Consider the following 16,676-nt stretch of genomic DNA (forward strand, 5'->3'; position numbering starts at 1 on the left):
ACACCGGGAGGAGGCGATCCTCCTTCCGATATAAACTCAGGGAGAGAAGACGCGATGTCTCATTTAAATTACAACCATCTGTACTACTTCTGGCACGTTTACAAACAGGGCTCGGTGGTGGGGGCGGCAGAGGCGCTCTACCTGACTCCGCAAACCATCACCGGGCAAATCAAGGCCCTGGAAGAGCGCCTGCAGGGCAAGCTGTTCAAGCGTAAAGGGCGTGGGATTGAACCCAGCGAACTGGGTGAACTGGTGTTCCGCTATGCGGACAAAATGTTCACCCTGAGCCAGGAGATGCTGGATATCGTCAACTATCGCAAAGAGTCGAACCTGCTCTTTGACGTGGGCGTGGCGGATGCGCTGTCCAAACGGCTGGTGAGCGGCGTGCTGGATGCGGCGGTAGTCGAAGACGAGCAAATCCACCTGCGCTGCTTTGAATCCACCCACGAGATGCTGCTGGAACAGCTGAGCCAGCACAAGCTGGACATGATTATCTCGGACTGCCCGATTGACTCCACCCAGCAGGAAGGGCTGTTCTCGGTGAAGATTGGCGAATGCGGCGTGAGCTTCTGGTGCATTAATCCACCGCCGGAGAAACCGTTCCCCGCGTGCCTTGAAGAGCGCCGTCTGCTGGTGCCGGGAAGACGTTCCATGCTCGGACGCAAGCTGCTGAACTGGTTTAATTCGCAGGGGCTGAAGGTAGAAATCCTCGGTGAGTTCGACGATGCGGCGCTGATGAAAGCCTTTGGCGAAGCGCATAATGCGATCTTCGTTGCGCCGACGCTGTACGCGCACGATCTCTATTCAGACGACAAGATTACGGAGATAGGCAGAGTGGATAACGTGCTGGAGGAGTATCACGCCATATTTGCCGAAAGAATGATTCAGCACCCGGCGGTGCAGCGAATCTGCAATCGTGACTACTCGGCGCTGTTTACGCCACCGGCAATCTGAAGGCATAAAAAAACCCGCGTTAAGCGGGTTCTTTAAACAAGCAACAACAAGTAGCGATTAAGCCAGTTTGTTGATCTGCGCGGTCAGGTTTGCTTTATGACGCGCTGCTTTGTTTTTGTGGATCAGACCTTTAGCAGCCTGACGATCCACGATTGGTTGCATTTCGTTAAATGCGTTCTGCGCTGCAGCTTTGTCGCCTGCTTCGATTGCTGCGTATACTTTCTTGATGAAAGTACGCATCATAGAGCGACGGCTTGCGTTGTGCTTACGAGCCTTTTCAGACTGAACGGCACGTTTCTTAGCTGATTTGATATTAGCCAAGTCCAACTCCCAAATATGTTCTATGTGGACAATTCAAAGGCCGAGGAATATGCCCTCTTTGCCTTCTTTTGTCAATGGATTTGTGCAAATAAGCGCCGTTAATTAGCGACGCTACGTTACGTAGTGATGGCGCAGGATTCTACCAGCTTGTCTTCCCTGAATACAGCCTTTCAGCATAAAAATCGCAGTTCAGGAGCAGATTTTTTCGCTGCGAAAGGTCAGCCTGATGAAATCATTACGGCTTTCTGTTTTGCGCGAACAATCGCCGGTTAACCTTAACCGCTGTACAAGGTATACTTTGGCGATTTTCACTGTTTTGAGCCAGACATGAAGCTGATACGCGGCATACATAATCTCAGCAGCGCGCCACACGGGTGCGTGCTGACTATTGGTAATTTCGACGGCGTGCATCGTGGTCATCAGGCGCTGTTGCAGGGATTGCGTAAAGAAGGGGAGGCCCGCGGCCTGCCCGTAGTAGTGATGATTTTCGAGCCGCAGCCGCTGGAGCTGTTCGCGGGCGATAAATCTCCCGCCCGACTCACTCGCCTGCGCGAGAAATTGCGCTATCTGGCGGAGTCCGGCGTGGACTATGTATTGTGTTTACGTTTCGATCGTCGCTTTGCCGCGCTGACAGCACAAAATTTCGTCAGCGACCTGCTGGTTAAGCGTCTTGGCGTACAGTTTCTCGCCGTGGGTGATGATTTCCGCTTTGGCGCTGGTCGTCAGGGCGATTTCTTGCTATTACAGAAGGCTGGTCTGGAGTATGGATTTGACGTCACCAGCGCGATGACCTTCTGCGAAGGCGGCGTACGCGTCAGCAGCACGGCGGTGCGTCAGGCGCTGGCTAATGATGACCTGGACACGGCAGAAACCCTGCTGGGGCATCCGTTCACTATCTCTGGCCGCGTGGTCCATGGCGATGCGCTGGGCCGCACGATAGGCTTCCCGACGGCGAATATACCGCTGCGTCGTCAGGTTTCCCCGGTTAAAGGGGTGTATGCGGTGGAAGTAGCAGGACTGGGCGATAAGCCGTTCTACGGCGTCGCCAACATTGGCACGCGTCCGACCGTCGCCGGTGTGCGTCAACAGTTAGAAGTGCACCTGCTGGACGTTGTAATGGACCTCTATGGTCGCCATATAGATGTGATACTGCGTAAAAAAATACGCAACGAGCAGCGATTTGGTTCGCTGGATGAACTAAAAGCGCAAATTGCGCGAGATGAATTGACGGCCCGCGAGTTTTTTGGGCTTTGAACCCGGCTTAACTGCCTACGTGATAAATACGGAACCGAGAATCTGATGAGTGACTATAAATCAACCCTGAATTTGCCGGAAACAGGGTTCCCGATGCGCGGCGATCTCGCCAAGCGCGAACCGGGAATGCTGGCGCGTTGGACCGATGATGACCTGTACGGCATCATTCGTGCAGCCAAAAAAGGCAAAAAAACCTTCATTCTGCATGATGGCCCTCCATATGCGAATGGCAGCATTCATATTGGTCACTCGGTTAACAAGATTCTGAAAGACATTATCGTGAAGTCCAAAGGCCTCACGGGATATGACTCGCCTTACGTTCCAGGCTGGGACTGCCACGGTCTGCCAATCGAGCTGAAAGTGGAGCAAGAGTTCGGCAAACCGGGTGAGAAGTTCACCGCCGCCGAGTTCCGTGCGAAGTGCCGCGAATACGCAGCCACACAGGTTGACGGTCAGCGCGCTGACTTCATCCGTCTGGGCGTGCTGGGCGACTGGTCGCATCCGTACCTGACCATGGACTTCAAAACGGAAGCCAACATCATCCGTGCGCTGGGTAAAATCATCGGTAATGGCCACCTGCACAAAGGCGCTAAGCCGGTGCACTGGTGCGTGGATTGCCGCTCTGCGCTGGCAGAAGCGGAAGTTGAATATTACGACAAAACCTCTCCATCTATCGACGTGGCGTTCCATGCCGTCGATCAAGATGCGGTGAAGGCTAAATTTGGCGTCTCCTCGGTAAACGGCCCGATCTCTCTGGTGATCTGGACCACCACTCCGTGGACCCTGCCGGCGAACCGTGCGATCTCCCTGTCCGGTGAGTTCGAATACGCGCTGGTTCAGGTTGAAGGTCAGGCGGTTATCCTGGCGAAAGATCTGGTTGAGAGCGTGCTGAAGCGCGCGCATATCAGCGACTACACCGTGCTGGGCACCGTGAAAGGCGACGCGCTGGAGCTGATGCGCTTCAAACACCCGTTCCTGGACTTCGACGTTCCGGCGATCCTGGGCGACCACGTGACGCTGGAAGCGGGTACCGGTGCAGTGCATACCGCCGGTGGCCACGGTCCTGACGACTACAACATCAGCCTGAAGTACGGTCTGGAAATCGCTAACCCGGTTGGCCCGGACGGATCTTATCTGCCTGGCACCTACCCGGCGCTGGACGGTATCAACGTCTTCAAAGCGAACGACATCATCGTCGACATGCTGCGCACCAGCGGCGCGCTGCTGCACGTTGAAAAAATGCAGCACAGCTATCCGTGCTGCTGGCGTCACAAGACCCCGATCATCTTCCGTGCGACCCCGCAGTGGTTCGTCAGCATGGATCAGAAAGGCCTGCGCGAGCAGTCTCTGAAAGAGATCAAAGGTGTGCAGTGGATCCCTGACTGGGGCCAGGCGCGTATCGAATCCATGGTGGCTAACCGTCCTGACTGGTGTATCTCCCGTCAGCGTACCTGGGGCGTGCCGATGTCTCTGTTCGTACATAAAGAGACGCAGGAGCTGCACCCGAACACTCTGGAACTGATGGAAGAAGTGGCGAAGCGCGTCGAAGTTGACGGCATTCAGGCGTGGTGGGATCTCGACGCCCGCGACATCCTGGGCGCTGACGCAGACAACTACGAGAAAGTGCCGGATACCCTGGACGTGTGGTTCGACTCCGGGTCTACTCACTCCTCCGTGGTTGACGTGCGTCCGGAATTTGCCGGTCACGCTGCCGATATGTATCTGGAAGGATCTGACCAACACCGCGGCTGGTTCATGTCATCTCTGATGATCTCCACCGCCATGAAGGGTAAAGCACCTTACCGTCAGGTACTGACTCACGGCTTCACCGTGGATGGTCAGGGCCGCAAGATGTCCAAATCTATCGGTAACACCGTTTCTCCGCAGGATGTGATGAACAAGCTGGGCGCAGACATTCTGCGTCTGTGGGTGGCCTCTACCGATTACACCGGCGAAATGGCGGTGTCTGACGAGATCCTGAAGCGTGCTGCCGACAGCTATCGTCGTATCCGTAACACCGCGCGCTTCCTGCTGGCGAACCTGAACGGGTTCGATCCGGCAAAAGACATGGTGAAACCGGAAGAGATGGTGGTGCTGGACCGCTGGGCGGTAGGCTGCGCGAAAGCGGCGCAGGAAGATATCCTGAAAGCCTATGAGTCTTACGACTTCCACGAAGTGGTGCAGCGCCTGATGCGCTTCTGCTCCATCGAGATGGGCTCGTTCTACCTCGACATCATCAAAGACCGCCAGTACACCGCGAAGGCGGACAGCGTGGCGCGTCGTAGCTGCCAGACCGCGCTGTTCCACATTGCAGAAGCGCTGGTGCGCTGGATGGCGCCGATCATGTCCTTCACCGCGGACGAAATCTGGGGCTACCTGCCGGGCGATCGTGAGAAGTATGTGTTCACGGGCGAGTGGTACGAAGGTCTGTTCGATCTCTCCAGCACCGAAGCAATGAACGATGCCTTCTGGGACGAGCTGCTGAAAGTGCGTGGCGAAGTGAACAAGGTTATCGAGCAGGCGCGCGCAGACAAAAAAGTCGGCGGCTCTCTGGAAGCGGCAGTTACGCTGTACGCCGAACCGGAGCTGGCGGCGAAGCTGACGGCGCTGGGCGATGAATTACGATTTGTCCTGTTGACCTCCGGTGCGAAAGTTGCGGATTATGCCGATGCTTCTGCTGATGCTCAGCAGAGCGAACTGCTCAAAGGACTGAAAGTCGCGCTGAGCAAAGCCGACGGTGAGAAATGCCCGCGTTGCTGGCATTACACCACCGATGTTGGCCTGGTGGCGGAACACGCAGACATCTGCGGACGCTGTGTAAGCAACGTCGCCGGTGACGGCGAAAAACGTAAGTTTGCCTGATGAGTAAAACTCTCTGTTCAACAGGACTGCGCTGGCTGTGGCTGGTTGTGGTGGTGCTGATTATCGATCTGGGCAGCAAGTTCCTGATCCTCCAGAATTTTGCTCTGGGGGAGACGGTTCCGCTGTTCCCGTCGCTTAACCTGCACTACGCGCGTAACTACGGCGCAGCGTTTAGTTTCCTTGCCGACAGCGGTGGCTGGCAGCGCTGGTTCTTTGCGGGTATCGCTCTCGGTATCTGCGTGATCCTCGCGGTGCTGATGTACCGCTCGAAGGCGACGCAAAAGCTGAATAACATCGCCTACGCGCTGATCATTGGCGGCGCGCTGGGCAACCTGTTTGACCGCCTGTGGCACGGCTTTGTGGTCGATATGATCGACTTCTACGTCGGCGACTGGCACTTCGCGACCTTTAACCTGGCCGACACCGCAATTTGCGTTGGCGCCGCGTTAATCGTGCTGGAAGGCTTCCTGCCTAAACCCGCCGCGAAAGAGCAGGCGTAACACACTCGCCCGGCGGCGTAACGCCACCGGGCAAAACAAGTGAGCAATTTGCATGTCTAAATCCGTACAGAGCAACAGCGCGGTTCTCGTTCACTTCACGCTGAAGCTGGATGACGGCTCCACGGCCGAATCCACCCGCAATAACGGCAAACCAGCCCTGTTTCGCCTGGGCGATACCTCCCTGTCTGAAGGTCTTGAGCAGCAGCTTCTGGGCCTGAAAGAGGGTGAGAAAAAAGCCTTTTCGCTGGAGCCGGATGCCGCGTTTGGCGTGCCGAGTCCGGACCTGATCCAGTATTTCTCGCGCCGCGAGTTTATGGATGCAGGTGAACCGGAAATCGGCGCGATTATGCTCTTTACCGCTATGGACGGCAGCGAAATGCCTGGCGTGATCCGCGAAATCAACGGCGACTCTATTACCGTTGACTTCAACCATCCGCTTGCCGGGCGTACCGTTCATTTTGATGTTGAAGTGCTGGAAATCGATCCTGCGCTGGAGGCCTGAAATGCAGATCCTGTTGGCTAACCCGCGCGGCTTCTGCGCCGGTGTAGACCGCGCTATCAGCATTGTTGAAAACGCGCTGGAGATTTACGGCGCGCCGATTTATGTGCGTCACGAAGTGGTGCACAACCGCTACGTGGTCGACAGCCTGCGCGAGCGCGGCGCCATCTTTATCGAGCAGATCAGCGAAGTGCCGGACGGTGCGATCCTGATCTTCTCCGCGCACGGCGTCTCGCAGGCGGTACGTAACGAAGCGAAAAGCCGCGACCTGACCGTCTTCGATGCCACCTGTCCGCTGGTGACAAAAGTGCATATGGAAGTGGCGCGCGCCAGCCGTCGTGGTGAAGAGTCGATTCTGATTGGCCATGCCGGCCATCCGGAAGTCGAAGGCACCATGGGGCAGTACAGCAACCCGGAAGGGGGGATGTATCTGGTTGAGTCGCCTGAAGATGTCTTTACGCTGAACGTTAAAAATGAGGCCCGTCTGTCGTTTATGACTCAGACGACGCTCTCCGTAGACGATACCTCAGACGTGATTGACGCGCTGCGTCAGCGCTTCCCGAAAATCGTCGGTCCGCGTAAGGATGATATCTGCTACGCGACCACTAACCGTCAGGAAGCGGTGCGCGCGCTGGCTGAACAGGCGGATGTGGTGCTGGTGGTCGGCTCCAAAAACTCGTCTAACTCCAACCGTCTGGCCGAACTGGCGCAGCGTATGGGGAAAGCGGCGTTTCTGATCGACGATGCTACGGACATTCAGGAAGCGTGGGTGAAAGAGGCGAAATGTGTAGGCGTCACCGCAGGCGCTTCCGCGCCGGATATTCTGGTGCAAAACGTGATTACCCGTCTGCAGGAGCTGGGCGGTGGCGAGGCTATTCCGCTGGAAGGGCGTGAAGAGAACATCGTTTTCGAAGTCCCGAAAGAACTGCGCATCGACGCCCGCGAAGTCGAATAGTCCTTTTTCTGATGAAAGGCCAGCACCTCCTGTGCTGGCCTTTTTTTTACCCGTTACTTTATCGTGACGACAAAATCATGTCTTTTACTGATATTTAAGTCGGTTTCACGTTAAATTCTAATTATCGGTGTTTTCAGTTGGCAGTGCTTCTCAAGGCTGGTTAATCTGAAAACGGTTTACATCATTTTAACGTAAGAGAATAACTATGCATGATGCACAGATCCGTGTCGCCATTGCGGGCGCGGGTGGACGTATGGGCCGTCAGCTGATTCAGGCGGCACTTCAGATGGATGGCGTCGCGCTTGGCGCGGCACTGGAGCGTGAAGGTTCGTCGCTTCTGGGGGCCGATGCCGGTGAGCTGGCGGGCGCAGGCCACACGGGCGTTACCGTGCAAAGCAGCCTGGAGGCGGTTAAAGAGGATTTCGATGTCTTCATCGATTTTACCCGCCCGGAAGGGACGCTCGCGCATCTGGCATTTTGCCGTCAGCACGGCAAAGGGATGGTGATCGGCACCACCGGTTTTGACGATGCGGGCAAGCAGGCTATCCAGGATGCATCCAAAGAAATTGCGATTGTCTTCGCCGCAAACTTCAGCGTCGGCGTTAACGTCATGCTGAAGCTGCTGGAGAAGGCCGCGAAGGTAATGGGCAACTATACCGATATCGAGATCGTAGAAGCTCACCACCGTTACAAGGTTGATGCGCCATCTGGCACGGCGCTGGCGATGGGCGAAGCAATTGCGCATGCACTAGATAAAGATTTAAAAGACTGCGCGGTCTATACCCGCGAAGGTTACACCGGCGAACGCGTGCCTGGCACCATTGGCTTTGCAACCGTGCGCGCGGGCGACATCGTCGGCGAACACACGGCGATGTTCGCCGATATTGGCGAACGTGTCGAAATTACGCATAAAGCCTCCAGCCGAATGACGTTCGCCAACGGTGCGGTACGTTCCGCTTTGTGGCTTAAAAACAAGGAAGATGGTCTTTTTGATATGCGAGACGTGCTCGATCTCAACAATTTGTAAGCATTATTACCCATCGTGATGTGGTTATTGCAGTCGTAATTGTTTGATTGCATAGGGCAATATTTTATTGCCCTTTTATTTTATCTGTTTCATCGCGTGCTTTTGCTTAATGCTCTAAAAATATATCTCTTATAGCGTTTTAACGTTACTGAAATGTAAATTTTGACCATCCGGTCTACTTTTTCATGCTCCAACACGACATTTTTTATTAAACCCGGCGCGCAAGCGTTTTCTGCAGTGATTTACCTGATCTTTTTGTTGCTTAAGCTCTGTTCCGCTCGCCAGGCTTGCAAAAGGTTAAGCAAAATATCCGTTTTAAGTTGACTTTTACCCACCAAATCTCCAGAATGCCGCCGTTTGCCAAAAATCCGCTGGCAACACATTTGCATTGATCCATGACATGCTATGAATTAATATGCAAATAAAGTGAGTGAATATTCTCTGGAGGGTGTTTTGATTAAGTCAGCGCTATTGGTTCTGGAAGACGGAACCCAGTTTATCGGTCGGGCCATAGGGGCAACGGGTTCGGCGGTTGGGGAAGTCGTTTTCAATACTTCAATGACCGGTTATCAAGAAATCCTCACTGATCCTTCCTATTCTCGCCAAATCGTTACTCTTACTTACCCTCATATCGGCAATGTCGGCACCAACGCGGCTGACGAAGAATCCTCTCAGGTACATGCGCAAGGCCTGGTCATCCGCGACCTGCCGCTGATTGCCAGCAACTTCCGCAATACCGAAGACCTCTCTTCTTACCTGAAGCGCCATAACATCGTGGCGATTGCCGATATCGATACCCGTAAATTAACGCGTCTGCTGCGCGAGAAGGGTGCACAGAACGGCTGCATCATCGCGGGTGATAACCTCGATGCGACGCTGGCGCTGGAAAAAGCGAAAGCCTTCCCGGGCCTGAACGGCATGGACCTGGCGAAAGAAGTGACTACTGCTGAAGCCTACAGCTGGACTCAGGGTAGCTGGACGCTGGAAGGCGACCTGCCGGAAGCGAAAAAAGAGAGCGAGCTGCCGTTCCACGTGGTGGCCTACGATTTCGGCGCCAAGCGCAACATCCTGCGCATGCTGGTTGACCGCGGCTGCCGCCTGACGGTGGTGCCGGCACAAACGTCCGCCGAAGACGTGCTGAAGATGAATCCGGACGGTATTTTCCTGTCCAACGGCCCTGGTGACCCGGCGCCGTGCGATTACGCCATCGCCGCCATCAAGTCCTTCCTGGAAACCGACATCCCGGTATTCGGCATTTGCCTCGGCCATCAGCTGCTGGCGCTGGCGAGCGGTGCAAACACCGTTAAGATGAAGTTCGGCCACCACGGCGGTAACCACCCGGTAAAAGATATCGATAACAACACGGTGATGATCACCGCGCAGAACCACGGCTTCGCCGTCGATGAAGCCTCAATGCCGGCTAACCTGCGCGTGACCCATAAGTCGCTGTTCGATGGCACCCTGCAGGGGATTCATCGCACCGATAAGCCTGCGTTCAGCTTCCAGGGCCACCCGGAAGCGAGCCCGGGCCCGCACGACGCCGCGCCGCTGTTCGATCACTTCATCGAACTTATCGAGCAATACCGTAAGACCGCTAAATAATCAGGAGCCGAGAAGACAATGCCAAAACGTACAGACATAAAAAGCATCCTGATCCTTGGCGCTGGCCCGATCGTCATCGGCCAGGCCTGCGAATTCGACTACTCCGGCGCGCAGGCTTGTAAAGCCCTGCGCGAAGAGGGTTACCGCGTTATCCTGGTGAACTCTAACCCGGCCACCATTATGACCGACCCGGAAATGGCCGATGCTACCTACATTGAGCCGATTCACTGGGAAGTGGTGCGTAAAATCATCGAGAAAGAGCGTCCGGACGCGGTGCTGCCAACCATGGGCGGCCAGACGGCGCTGAACTGTGCGCTGGAGCTGGAGCGTCAGGGCGTGCTGGAAGAGTTCGGCGTGACCATGATTGGTGCGACCGCCGACGCGATTGATAAAGCAGAAGACCGTCGCCGCTTCGACGTGGCAATGAAGAAAATCGGCCTCGACACCGCGCGTTCCGGTATCGCACATAACATGGAAGAAGCGCTGGCCGTCGCGGCTGACGTGGGCTATCCGTGCATCATCCGTCCATCGTTCACCATGGGCGGCACCGGCGGCGGTATCGCCTACAACCGCGAAGAGTTCGAAGAGATTTGCGAGCGCGGTCTGGATCTCTCCCCAACCAAAGAGCTGCTGATTGATGAATCGCTGATTGGCTGGAAAGAGTACGAGATGGAAGTGGTGCGTGATAAAAACGACAACTGCATCATCGTCTGCTCCATCGAAAACTTCGATGCGATGGGTATCCACACCGGCGACTCCATCACCGTTGCGCCAGCCCAGACCCTGACCGACAAAGAGTATCAAATCATGCGTAACGCCTCGATGGCGGTACTGCGTGAAATCGGCGTGGAAACCGGCGGTTCTAACGTGCAGTTCTCGGTGAACCCGAAAACCGGCCGTCTGATTGTTATCGAAATGAACCCGCGCGTGTCCCGTTCCTCCGCGCTGGCCTCTAAAGCGACCGGCTTCCCGATTGCGAAAGTGGCGGCGAAGCTGGCGGTGGGTTACACCCTCGACGAGCTGATGAACGACATCACCGGTGGCCGCACGCCTGCGTCCTTCGAGCCGTCCATCGACTACGTTGTGACCAAAATTCCTCGCTTCAACTTCGAGAAATTCGCGGGCGCGAACGACCGTCTGACCACCCAGATGAAATCTGTCGGTGAAGTGATGGCGATTGGCCGCACGCAGCAGGAATCCCTGCAGAAAGCGCTGCGCGGCCTCGAAGTGGGCGCGACCGGCTTCGACCCGAAAGTGAGCCTGGACGACCCGGAAGCGCTGACCAAAATTCGCCGCGAGCTGAAAGACGCGGGCGCTGAGCGTATCTGGTACATCGCCGATGCCTTCCGTGCGGGCCTGTCCGTCGACGGCGTGTTCAACCTGACCAACATTGACCGCTGGTTCCTGGTGCAGATTGAGGAGCTGGTGCGTCTGGAAGAGCAGGTCGCGGAGCTGGGCATCACCGGCCTGGACGCTGACTTCCTGCGCGTGCTGAAGCGTAAAGGCTTCGCCGATGCGCGTCTGGCTAAGCTGGCGGGCGTGCGTGAAGCGGAAATCCGCAAGCTGCGCGACCAGTATGACCTGCACCCGGTCTACAAGCGCGTGGACACCTGTGCGGCAGAGTTCTCAACCGACACCGCCTACATGTACTCCACCTATGAAGACGAGTGCGAAGCGAACCCGTCCGTCGACCGCGACAAGATTATGGTGCTGGGCGGCGGTCCAAACCGTATCGGCCAGGGCATCGAGTTCGACTACTGCTGCGTACACGCCTCGCTGGCGCTGCGCGAAGACGGTTACGAGACCATCATGGTCAACTGTAACCCGGAAACCGTCTCTACCGACTACGACACCTCTGACCGCCTCTACTTCGAGCCGGTTACCCTGGAAGACGTGCTGGAAATCGTGCGCATCGAGAAGCCAAAAGGCGTTATCGTGCAGTACGGCGGCCAGACCCCGCTGAAGCTGGCGCGCGCGCTGGAAGCAGCAGGCGTGCCGGTTATCGGCACCAGCCCGGACGCGATTGACCGTGCTGAAGACCGCGAGCGTTTCCAGCAGGCGGTTGACCGTCTGAAGCTGAAACAGCCGGCGAACGCCACCGTCACCGCCATTGAAATGGCCGTTGAGAAGGCGAAAGAAATTGGCTACCCGCTGGTGGTGCGTCCTTCGTACGTGCTGGGCGGCCGCGCGATGGAAATCGTGTATGACGAAGCCGACCTGCGTCGCTACTTCCAGACCGCTGTGAGCGTGTCGAACGATGCGCCAGTGCTGCTCGACCGCTTCCTCGACGACGCGGTGGAAGTGGATGTGGACGCCATCTGCGACGGCGAAATGGTGCTGATTGGCGGCATCATGGAGCACATCGAGCAGGCTGGCGTGCACTCCGGCGACTCCGCCTGTTCTCTGCCGGCGTACACGCTGAGCCAGGAGATTCAGGACGTGATGCGCCAGCAGGTGCAGAAGCTGGCCTTCGAGCTGCAGGTTCGCGGCCTGATGAACGTCCAGTTCGCGGTGAAAGACAACGAAGTCTACCTGATTGAAGTGAACCCGCGTGCGGCACGTACCGTACCGTTCGTCTCCAAAGCCACCGGCGTACCGCTGGCGAAAGTGGCGGCGCGCGTGATGGCGGGCCAGACGCTGGCGCAGCAGGGCGTGACCAAAGAGATCATTCCACCGTACTACTCGGTGAAAGAAGTGGTGCTGCCGTTCAACAAATTCCCGGGCGTTGACCCGCTGTTAGGGCCAGAAATGCGCTCTACCGGGGAAGTGATGGGCGTGGGCCGCACCTTCGCCGAAGCGTTCGCGAAGGCGCAGCTGGGCAGTAGCTCCACCATGAGAAAATCAGGCCGTGCGCTGCTCTCCGTTCGCGAAGGCGACAAAGAGCGCGTGGTTGACCTGGCCGCCAAGCTGCTGAAACAGGGCTTCGAGCTGGACGCAACCCACGGTACGGCGATTGTGCTGGGCGAAGCCGGCATCAACCCGCGTCTGGTGAACAAGGTGCATGAAGGTCGTCCGCACATTCAGGACCGTATCAAGAATGGCGAGTACACCTACATCATCAATACCACCGCAGGCCGCCAGGCGATTGAAGACTCCAAGCTGATTCGCCGCAGCGCGCTGCAGTACAAAGTGCACTACGACACCACCCTGAACGGCGGTTTCGCGACGGCCATGGCGCTGAACGCGGATGCCACCGAGAAGGTGATTTCGGTTCAGGAAATGCACGCGCAGATTAGCAAGTAAGTAAAAATGCCCGGTGCCGTTCGGTTGCCGGGCATTCTCCCATCTTCAGAACCTTCTGGTTTTTCATCCGCATTCAGTCAGTTAGCCTAAAATGGTTAGGTCGATAACGAAATTCAACTGAGAGCAGGGGAAAACACCATGCAAAATAAATTACTGATCGCTTCCGTTCTGGCTGCAACGACAATGTTTACCGTTGCGGGCTGTTCGTCTAATCAGGCCGTAAAAACCACCGATGGCAAAACCATTGTCACCGACGGCAAACCGCAGGTAGATGACGATACCGGTCTGGTGTCGTATAAAAACGCCGAAACCGGTCAAACCGAGCAGATCAACCGTGACCAGGTGAAATCCATGGGCGAGCTGGATAACTAATTCAGAATTCTGACGTAAGCCCGTCAATAATATTCACTATTAGCCTGTTGAATTACTGACTACACTCTTTTGTTAAAAGAAAGCAGTAACAACAGGCTAATCAATGATTCTGATAATTTATGCCCATCCTTATCCGCAGCACTCGCATGCGAATAAGCGGATGCTTGAGCAGGTAAGGACGCTTGATAACGTAGAGATACGTTCCCTCTATCAACTTTATCCCGATTTTAATATCGATATCGCCGCCGAACAGGAGGCGCTCTCCCGTGCCGATCTGATTATCTGGCAGCACCCCATGCAGTGGTACAGCACGCCTCCGCTCCTGAAGCTGTGGATTGATAAAGTCTTCTCCCACGGCTGGGCGTACGGACACAACGGCAATGCGCTAAAAGGAAAAAGCCTGATGTGGGCGGTCACCACCGGCGGTGGTGAAAGCCATTTTGATATCGGTTCCTTCCCGGGTTTTGACGTCCTGGCGCAGCCGCTGCAGGCGACTGCGCTCTATTGCGGCCTGAACTGGCTCCCGCCTTTTGCGATGCACTGCACGTTTGTTTGCGACGATGAAACGCTGCAGGCGCAGGCTCGTCATTATAAACAACGCTTACTTGAGTGGCAGGAGACGCACCATGGATAGCCATACGCTGATACAGGCGCTGATTTACCTCGGCGCGGCGGCGCTGATTGTACCCGTGGCGGTACGCCTGGGGCTGGGCTCGGTGCTCGGCTACCTGATTGCGGGCTGCGTCATTGGGCCGTGGGGCTTTCGGCTGGTCACGGATGCCGAGGCGATTCTCCATTTCGCTGAAATCGGCGTGGTGCTGATGCTGTTTGTGATTGGCCTGGAGCTCGACCCGCAGCGGCTGTGGAAGCTTCGCGCCTCGGTATTTGGCGGCGGCGCGCTGCAGATGGTGGCCTGCGGCCTGCTGCTGGGTGGGTTCTGCATCCTGTTGGGTATGGACTGGAAAGTGGCAGAGCTCATCGGCATGACGCTGGCGCTCTCCTCGACGGCGATTGCCATGCAGGCGATGAACGAGCGAAATCTGACGGTCTCCCAGATGGGACGCAGCGCGTTCTCAGTGCTGCTGTTCCAGGACATTGCCGCTATCCCGCTGGTGGCGATGATCCCGCTGCTGGCGGCCAGCGGTTCCTCTACCACGCTGGGCGCTTTCGCGCTGTCGGCGCTGAAGGTGGCGGGCGCGCTGGCGCTGGTGGTGCTGCTTGGTCGCTACGTCACCCGCCCGCTGCTGCGGTTTGTTGCCCGCTCTGGCCTGCGCGAAGTGTTCAGCGCCGTGGCGCTGTTCCTGGTGTTTGGCTTCGGTCTGCTGCTGGAGGAGGCCGGGCTGTCGATGGCGATGGGGGCGTTCCTCGCAGGCGTTCTGCTGGCGAGCTCTGAATACCGTCACGCGCTGGAAAGCGATATCGAGCCGTTCAAAGGACTGCTGCTGGGTCTGTTTTTCATCGGCGTCGGGATGTCCGTCGACTTCGGCACGCTGGTGACGCACCCGTTGCGGATCGTCATCCTGCTCGTCGGGTTCCTGGTTATTAAGATGGCGATGCTGTGGCTGATTGCGCGTCCGCTGAAGGTGCCGAATAAGCAGCGCCGCTGGTTCGCCGTGCTGCTGGGGCAGGGGAGTGAATTTGCGTTCGTGGTCTTTGGCGCCGCGCAGATGGCAAACGTCCTCGATCCGGAGTGGGCGAAAGCGCTGACGCTGGCGGTCGCGTTGTCGATGGCGGCGACGCCTGTGCTGCTGGTGATGCTGACGCGCCTGGAAAAATCGGGCAGCGAGCATGAGCGCGAGGCCGACGAGATCGACGAGGAGCAGCCGCGCGTCATCATCGCCGGATTTGGCCGCTACGGGCAGATCGTGGGTCGTTTACTGCTGTCGAGCGGAGTGAAAATGGTCATCCTCGATCACGATCCCGACCATGTCGATACCCTGCGTAAATTTGATATGAAGGTGTTTTACGGGGATGCAACCCGCGTCGATCTGCTGGAATCCGCCGGGGCGGCAAAAGCCGAGGTGTTGATTAACGCCATTGACGATCCGGAAACCAGCATGCAGATGGTGGAGCTGGTAAAAGAACATTTCCCGGCGCTGACCATAATTTCCCGCGCGCGCGATGTGGATCACTACATCCGGTTGCGACAGGCTGGCGTAGAGGCGCCCGAGCGTGAAACGTTTGAAGGTGCGCTGAAGTCTGGCCGCGTGGCGCTGGAAAACCTGGGGCTCGGGGCGTATGAAGCGCGTGAGCGTGCAGACCTGTTCCGCCGCTTTAATACCGAGATGGTTGAAGAGATGGCGGCGATGGCCGGCAGTACGGCCACCGAGCGCGCGGCGGTGTTCAAACGCACCAGCGCGATGCTGACGGAAATCATTAACGAGGACCGTAACCACCTGTCGCTGATCCAGCGCCATGGCTGGCAGGGCACGGAAGAGGGCAAGCATACCGGCGATCCGGCTGACGAGCCCGAGAGTAAACCTTCCGCGTGAAGTGGAGTTGCCAGCAATATTAAAAAATTTCTTTATCTTTACCCTGCCGCCAGTCGACGAAAGATTAAGCTTTCCGTATAGTGGCGGCAATTTTTTGCATCCGGGAAATTTTCAATGATCAGTCTGATTGCAGCGCTGGCGGTGGACCGCGTTATCGGTATGGAAAATGCCATGCCGTGGAACCTGCCTGCCGATCTCGCATGGTTTAAACGTACTACGTTAAACAAGCCGGTAGTGATGGGCCGCCTGACCTGGGAGTCGATTGGTCGTCCATTGCCGGGCCGTAAGAATATCGTTATCAGCAGCCAGCCGGGCACTGACGATCGCGTCGAATGGGTAAAATCAGTAGACGAGGCGATTGCTGCATGCGGCAATGCCGAAGAGATCATGGTGATTGGCGGTGGGCGCGTCTACGAGCAGTTCCTGCCAAAAGCGCAGAAGCTGTATCTGACCCACATTGATGCAGAAGTGGAAGGGGATACCCATTTCCCGGACTACGATCCGGACGAGTGGGAATCGGTATTCAGCGAATTCCACGACGCGGATGCACAGAACTCCCACAGCTACTGCTTCGAGATTCTGGAACGTCGTTAAG

At 56.7% G+C, this 16,676-nt stretch carries 14 protein-coding genes and 1 pseudogene; 14 read left to right on the top strand and 1 reads right to left on the bottom strand.

Translation table 11 applies throughout. The annotated features are described in order from the left end of the window. The first annotated feature begins 54 nt into the window (after positions 1-54). Entirely contained in the window at positions 55-954 is a 900-nt protein-coding gene (gene nhaR / locus ACMWLG_RS09385; protein WP_045400961.1) for a transcriptional activator NhaR, read from the top strand. A gap of 57 nt (positions 955-1,011) precedes the next feature. Here nhaR and rpsT read toward each other — a convergent pair whose 3' ends face one another. After that, positions 1,012-1,275: a 30S ribosomal protein S20 gene (gene rpsT / locus ACMWLG_RS09390; protein ID WP_003856458.1), complete on the bottom strand. Its 264-nt coding sequence runs from the start codon at positions 1,273-1,275 to the stop codon at positions 1,012-1,014. Positions 1,276-1,376: 101 nt separating this feature from the next. Here rpsT and ACMWLG_RS09395 point away from each other — a divergent pair. The 13 genes and pseudogenes from ACMWLG_RS09395 to folA all read left to right on the top strand — a co-directional run bounded on the left by ACMWLG_RS09395 (position 1,377) and on the right by folA (position 16,675). After that, positions 1,377-1,595 (top strand): annotated as a pseudogene (locus ACMWLG_RS09395) (DUF2575 domain-containing protein). 7 nt (positions 1,596-1,602) lie between these two features. Continuing rightward, a complete protein-coding gene (gene ribF / locus ACMWLG_RS09400) occupies positions 1,603-2,529 on the top strand; it encodes a bifunctional riboflavin kinase/FAD synthetase (protein WP_023310350.1) in 927 nt (308 codons plus the stop codon). Positions 2,530-2,574: 45 nt separating this feature from the next. Further along, positions 2,575-5,391, top strand: a complete 2,817-nt coding sequence (ileS, locus tag ACMWLG_RS09405; protein WP_045619426.1) for an isoleucine--tRNA ligase — start codon at positions 2,575-2,577, stop codon at positions 5,389-5,391. After that, a complete protein-coding gene (gene lspA / locus ACMWLG_RS09410) occupies positions 5,391-5,891 on the top strand; it encodes a signal peptidase II (protein WP_023310352.1) in 501 nt (166 codons plus the stop codon). Before ileS ends, lspA begins: the two co-directional genes overlap by 1 nt. 52 nt (positions 5,892-5,943) lie before the next feature. After that, entirely contained in the window at positions 5,944-6,393 is a 450-nt protein-coding gene (gene fkpB, locus ACMWLG_RS09415; protein WP_003856450.1) for an FKBP-type peptidyl-prolyl cis-trans isomerase, read from the top strand. A gap of 1 nt (position 6,394) precedes the next feature. Then, a complete protein-coding gene (ispH, locus tag ACMWLG_RS09420; protein WP_045355108.1) occupies positions 6,395-7,345 on the top strand; it encodes a 4-hydroxy-3-methylbut-2-enyl diphosphate reductase in 951 nt (316 codons plus the stop codon). A 205-nt stretch (positions 7,346-7,550) separates the two neighbouring features. Then, complete coding sequence (dapB, locus tag ACMWLG_RS09425; protein WP_045619425.1) at positions 7,551-8,372, top strand: 4-hydroxy-tetrahydrodipicolinate reductase; 822 nt, start codon at positions 7,551-7,553, stop codon at positions 8,370-8,372. Between the two features lie 453 nt (positions 8,373-8,825). Beyond that, positions 8,826-9,974 carry a glutamine-hydrolyzing carbamoyl-phosphate synthase small subunit gene (carA, locus tag ACMWLG_RS09430; RefSeq protein ID WP_010427050.1) on the top strand — a complete coding sequence of 383 codons (1,149 nt, stop codon included), beginning with the start codon at positions 8,826-8,828 and terminating at the stop codon, positions 9,972-9,974. An 18-nt stretch (positions 9,975-9,992) separates the two neighbouring features. Beyond that, a complete protein-coding gene (gene carB, locus ACMWLG_RS09435) occupies positions 9,993-13,217 on the top strand; it encodes a carbamoyl-phosphate synthase large subunit (RefSeq protein WP_023310356.1) in 3,225 nt (1,074 codons plus the stop codon). A 138-nt stretch (positions 13,218-13,355) separates the two neighbouring features. Next, positions 13,356-13,589, top strand: coding sequence for a YgdI/YgdR family lipoprotein (locus tag ACMWLG_RS09440; protein WP_023310357.1), 234 nt, complete (start codon positions 13,356-13,358; stop codon positions 13,587-13,589). Positions 13,590-13,692: 103 nt separating this feature from the next. After that, positions 13,693-14,223: a glutathione-regulated potassium-efflux system oxidoreductase KefF gene (kefF, locus tag ACMWLG_RS09445; RefSeq protein WP_023310358.1), complete on the top strand. Its 531-nt coding sequence runs from the start codon at positions 13,693-13,695 to the stop codon at positions 14,221-14,223. After that, on the top strand, positions 14,216-16,081 hold the full coding sequence (gene kefC / locus ACMWLG_RS09450) for a glutathione-regulated potassium-efflux system protein KefC (RefSeq protein ID WP_045400968.1): 1,866 nt from the start codon (positions 14,216-14,218) through the stop codon (positions 16,079-16,081). Before kefF ends, kefC begins: the two co-directional genes overlap by 8 nt. Before the next feature lie 114 nt (positions 16,082-16,195). Beyond that, positions 16,196-16,675 carry a type 3 dihydrofolate reductase gene (folA, locus tag ACMWLG_RS09455; protein WP_008502023.1) on the top strand — a complete coding sequence of 160 codons (480 nt, stop codon included), beginning with the start codon at positions 16,196-16,198 and terminating at the stop codon, positions 16,673-16,675. The last annotated feature ends 1 nt before the right edge of the window (position 16,676 follow it).

The organism is Enterobacter sp. 01-M-02-SI-ECC (assembly GCF_047530595.1).
Lineage (GTDB): Bacteria > Pseudomonadota > Gammaproteobacteria > Enterobacterales > Enterobacteriaceae > Enterobacter > Enterobacter cloacae_M.

Coding starts and splice junctions, on each gene's coding strand:
- ACMWLG_RS09440 (WP_023310357.1), top strand. CDS start 13,356: ATGCAAAATAAATTACTGATCGCTTCCGTTCTGGCTGCAACGACAATG.
- lspA (WP_023310352.1), top strand. CDS start 5,391: ATGAGTAAAACTCTCTGTTCAACAGGACTGCGCTGGCTGTGGCTGGTT.
- fkpB (WP_003856450.1), top strand. CDS start 5,944: ATGTCTAAATCCGTACAGAGCAACAGCGCGGTTCTCGTTCACTTCACG.
- nhaR (WP_045400961.1), top strand. CDS start 55: ATGTCTCATTTAAATTACAACCATCTGTACTACTTCTGGCACGTTTAC.
- kefF (WP_023310358.1), top strand. CDS start 13,693: ATGATTCTGATAATTTATGCCCATCCTTATCCGCAGCACTCGCATGCG.
- ileS (WP_045619426.1), top strand. CDS start 2,575: ATGAGTGACTATAAATCAACCCTGAATTTGCCGGAAACAGGGTTCCCG.
- folA (WP_008502023.1), top strand. CDS start 16,196: ATGATCAGTCTGATTGCAGCGCTGGCGGTGGACCGCGTTATCGGTATG.
- ispH (WP_045355108.1), top strand. CDS start 6,395: ATGCAGATCCTGTTGGCTAACCCGCGCGGCTTCTGCGCCGGTGTAGAC.
- carB (WP_023310356.1), top strand. CDS start 9,993: ATGCCAAAACGTACAGACATAAAAAGCATCCTGATCCTTGGCGCTGGC.
- ribF (WP_023310350.1), top strand. CDS start 1,603: ATGAAGCTGATACGCGGCATACATAATCTCAGCAGCGCGCCACACGGG.
- kefC (WP_045400968.1), top strand. CDS start 14,216: ATGGATAGCCATACGCTGATACAGGCGCTGATTTACCTCGGCGCGGCG.
- dapB (WP_045619425.1), top strand. CDS start 7,551: ATGCATGATGCACAGATCCGTGTCGCCATTGCGGGCGCGGGTGGACGT.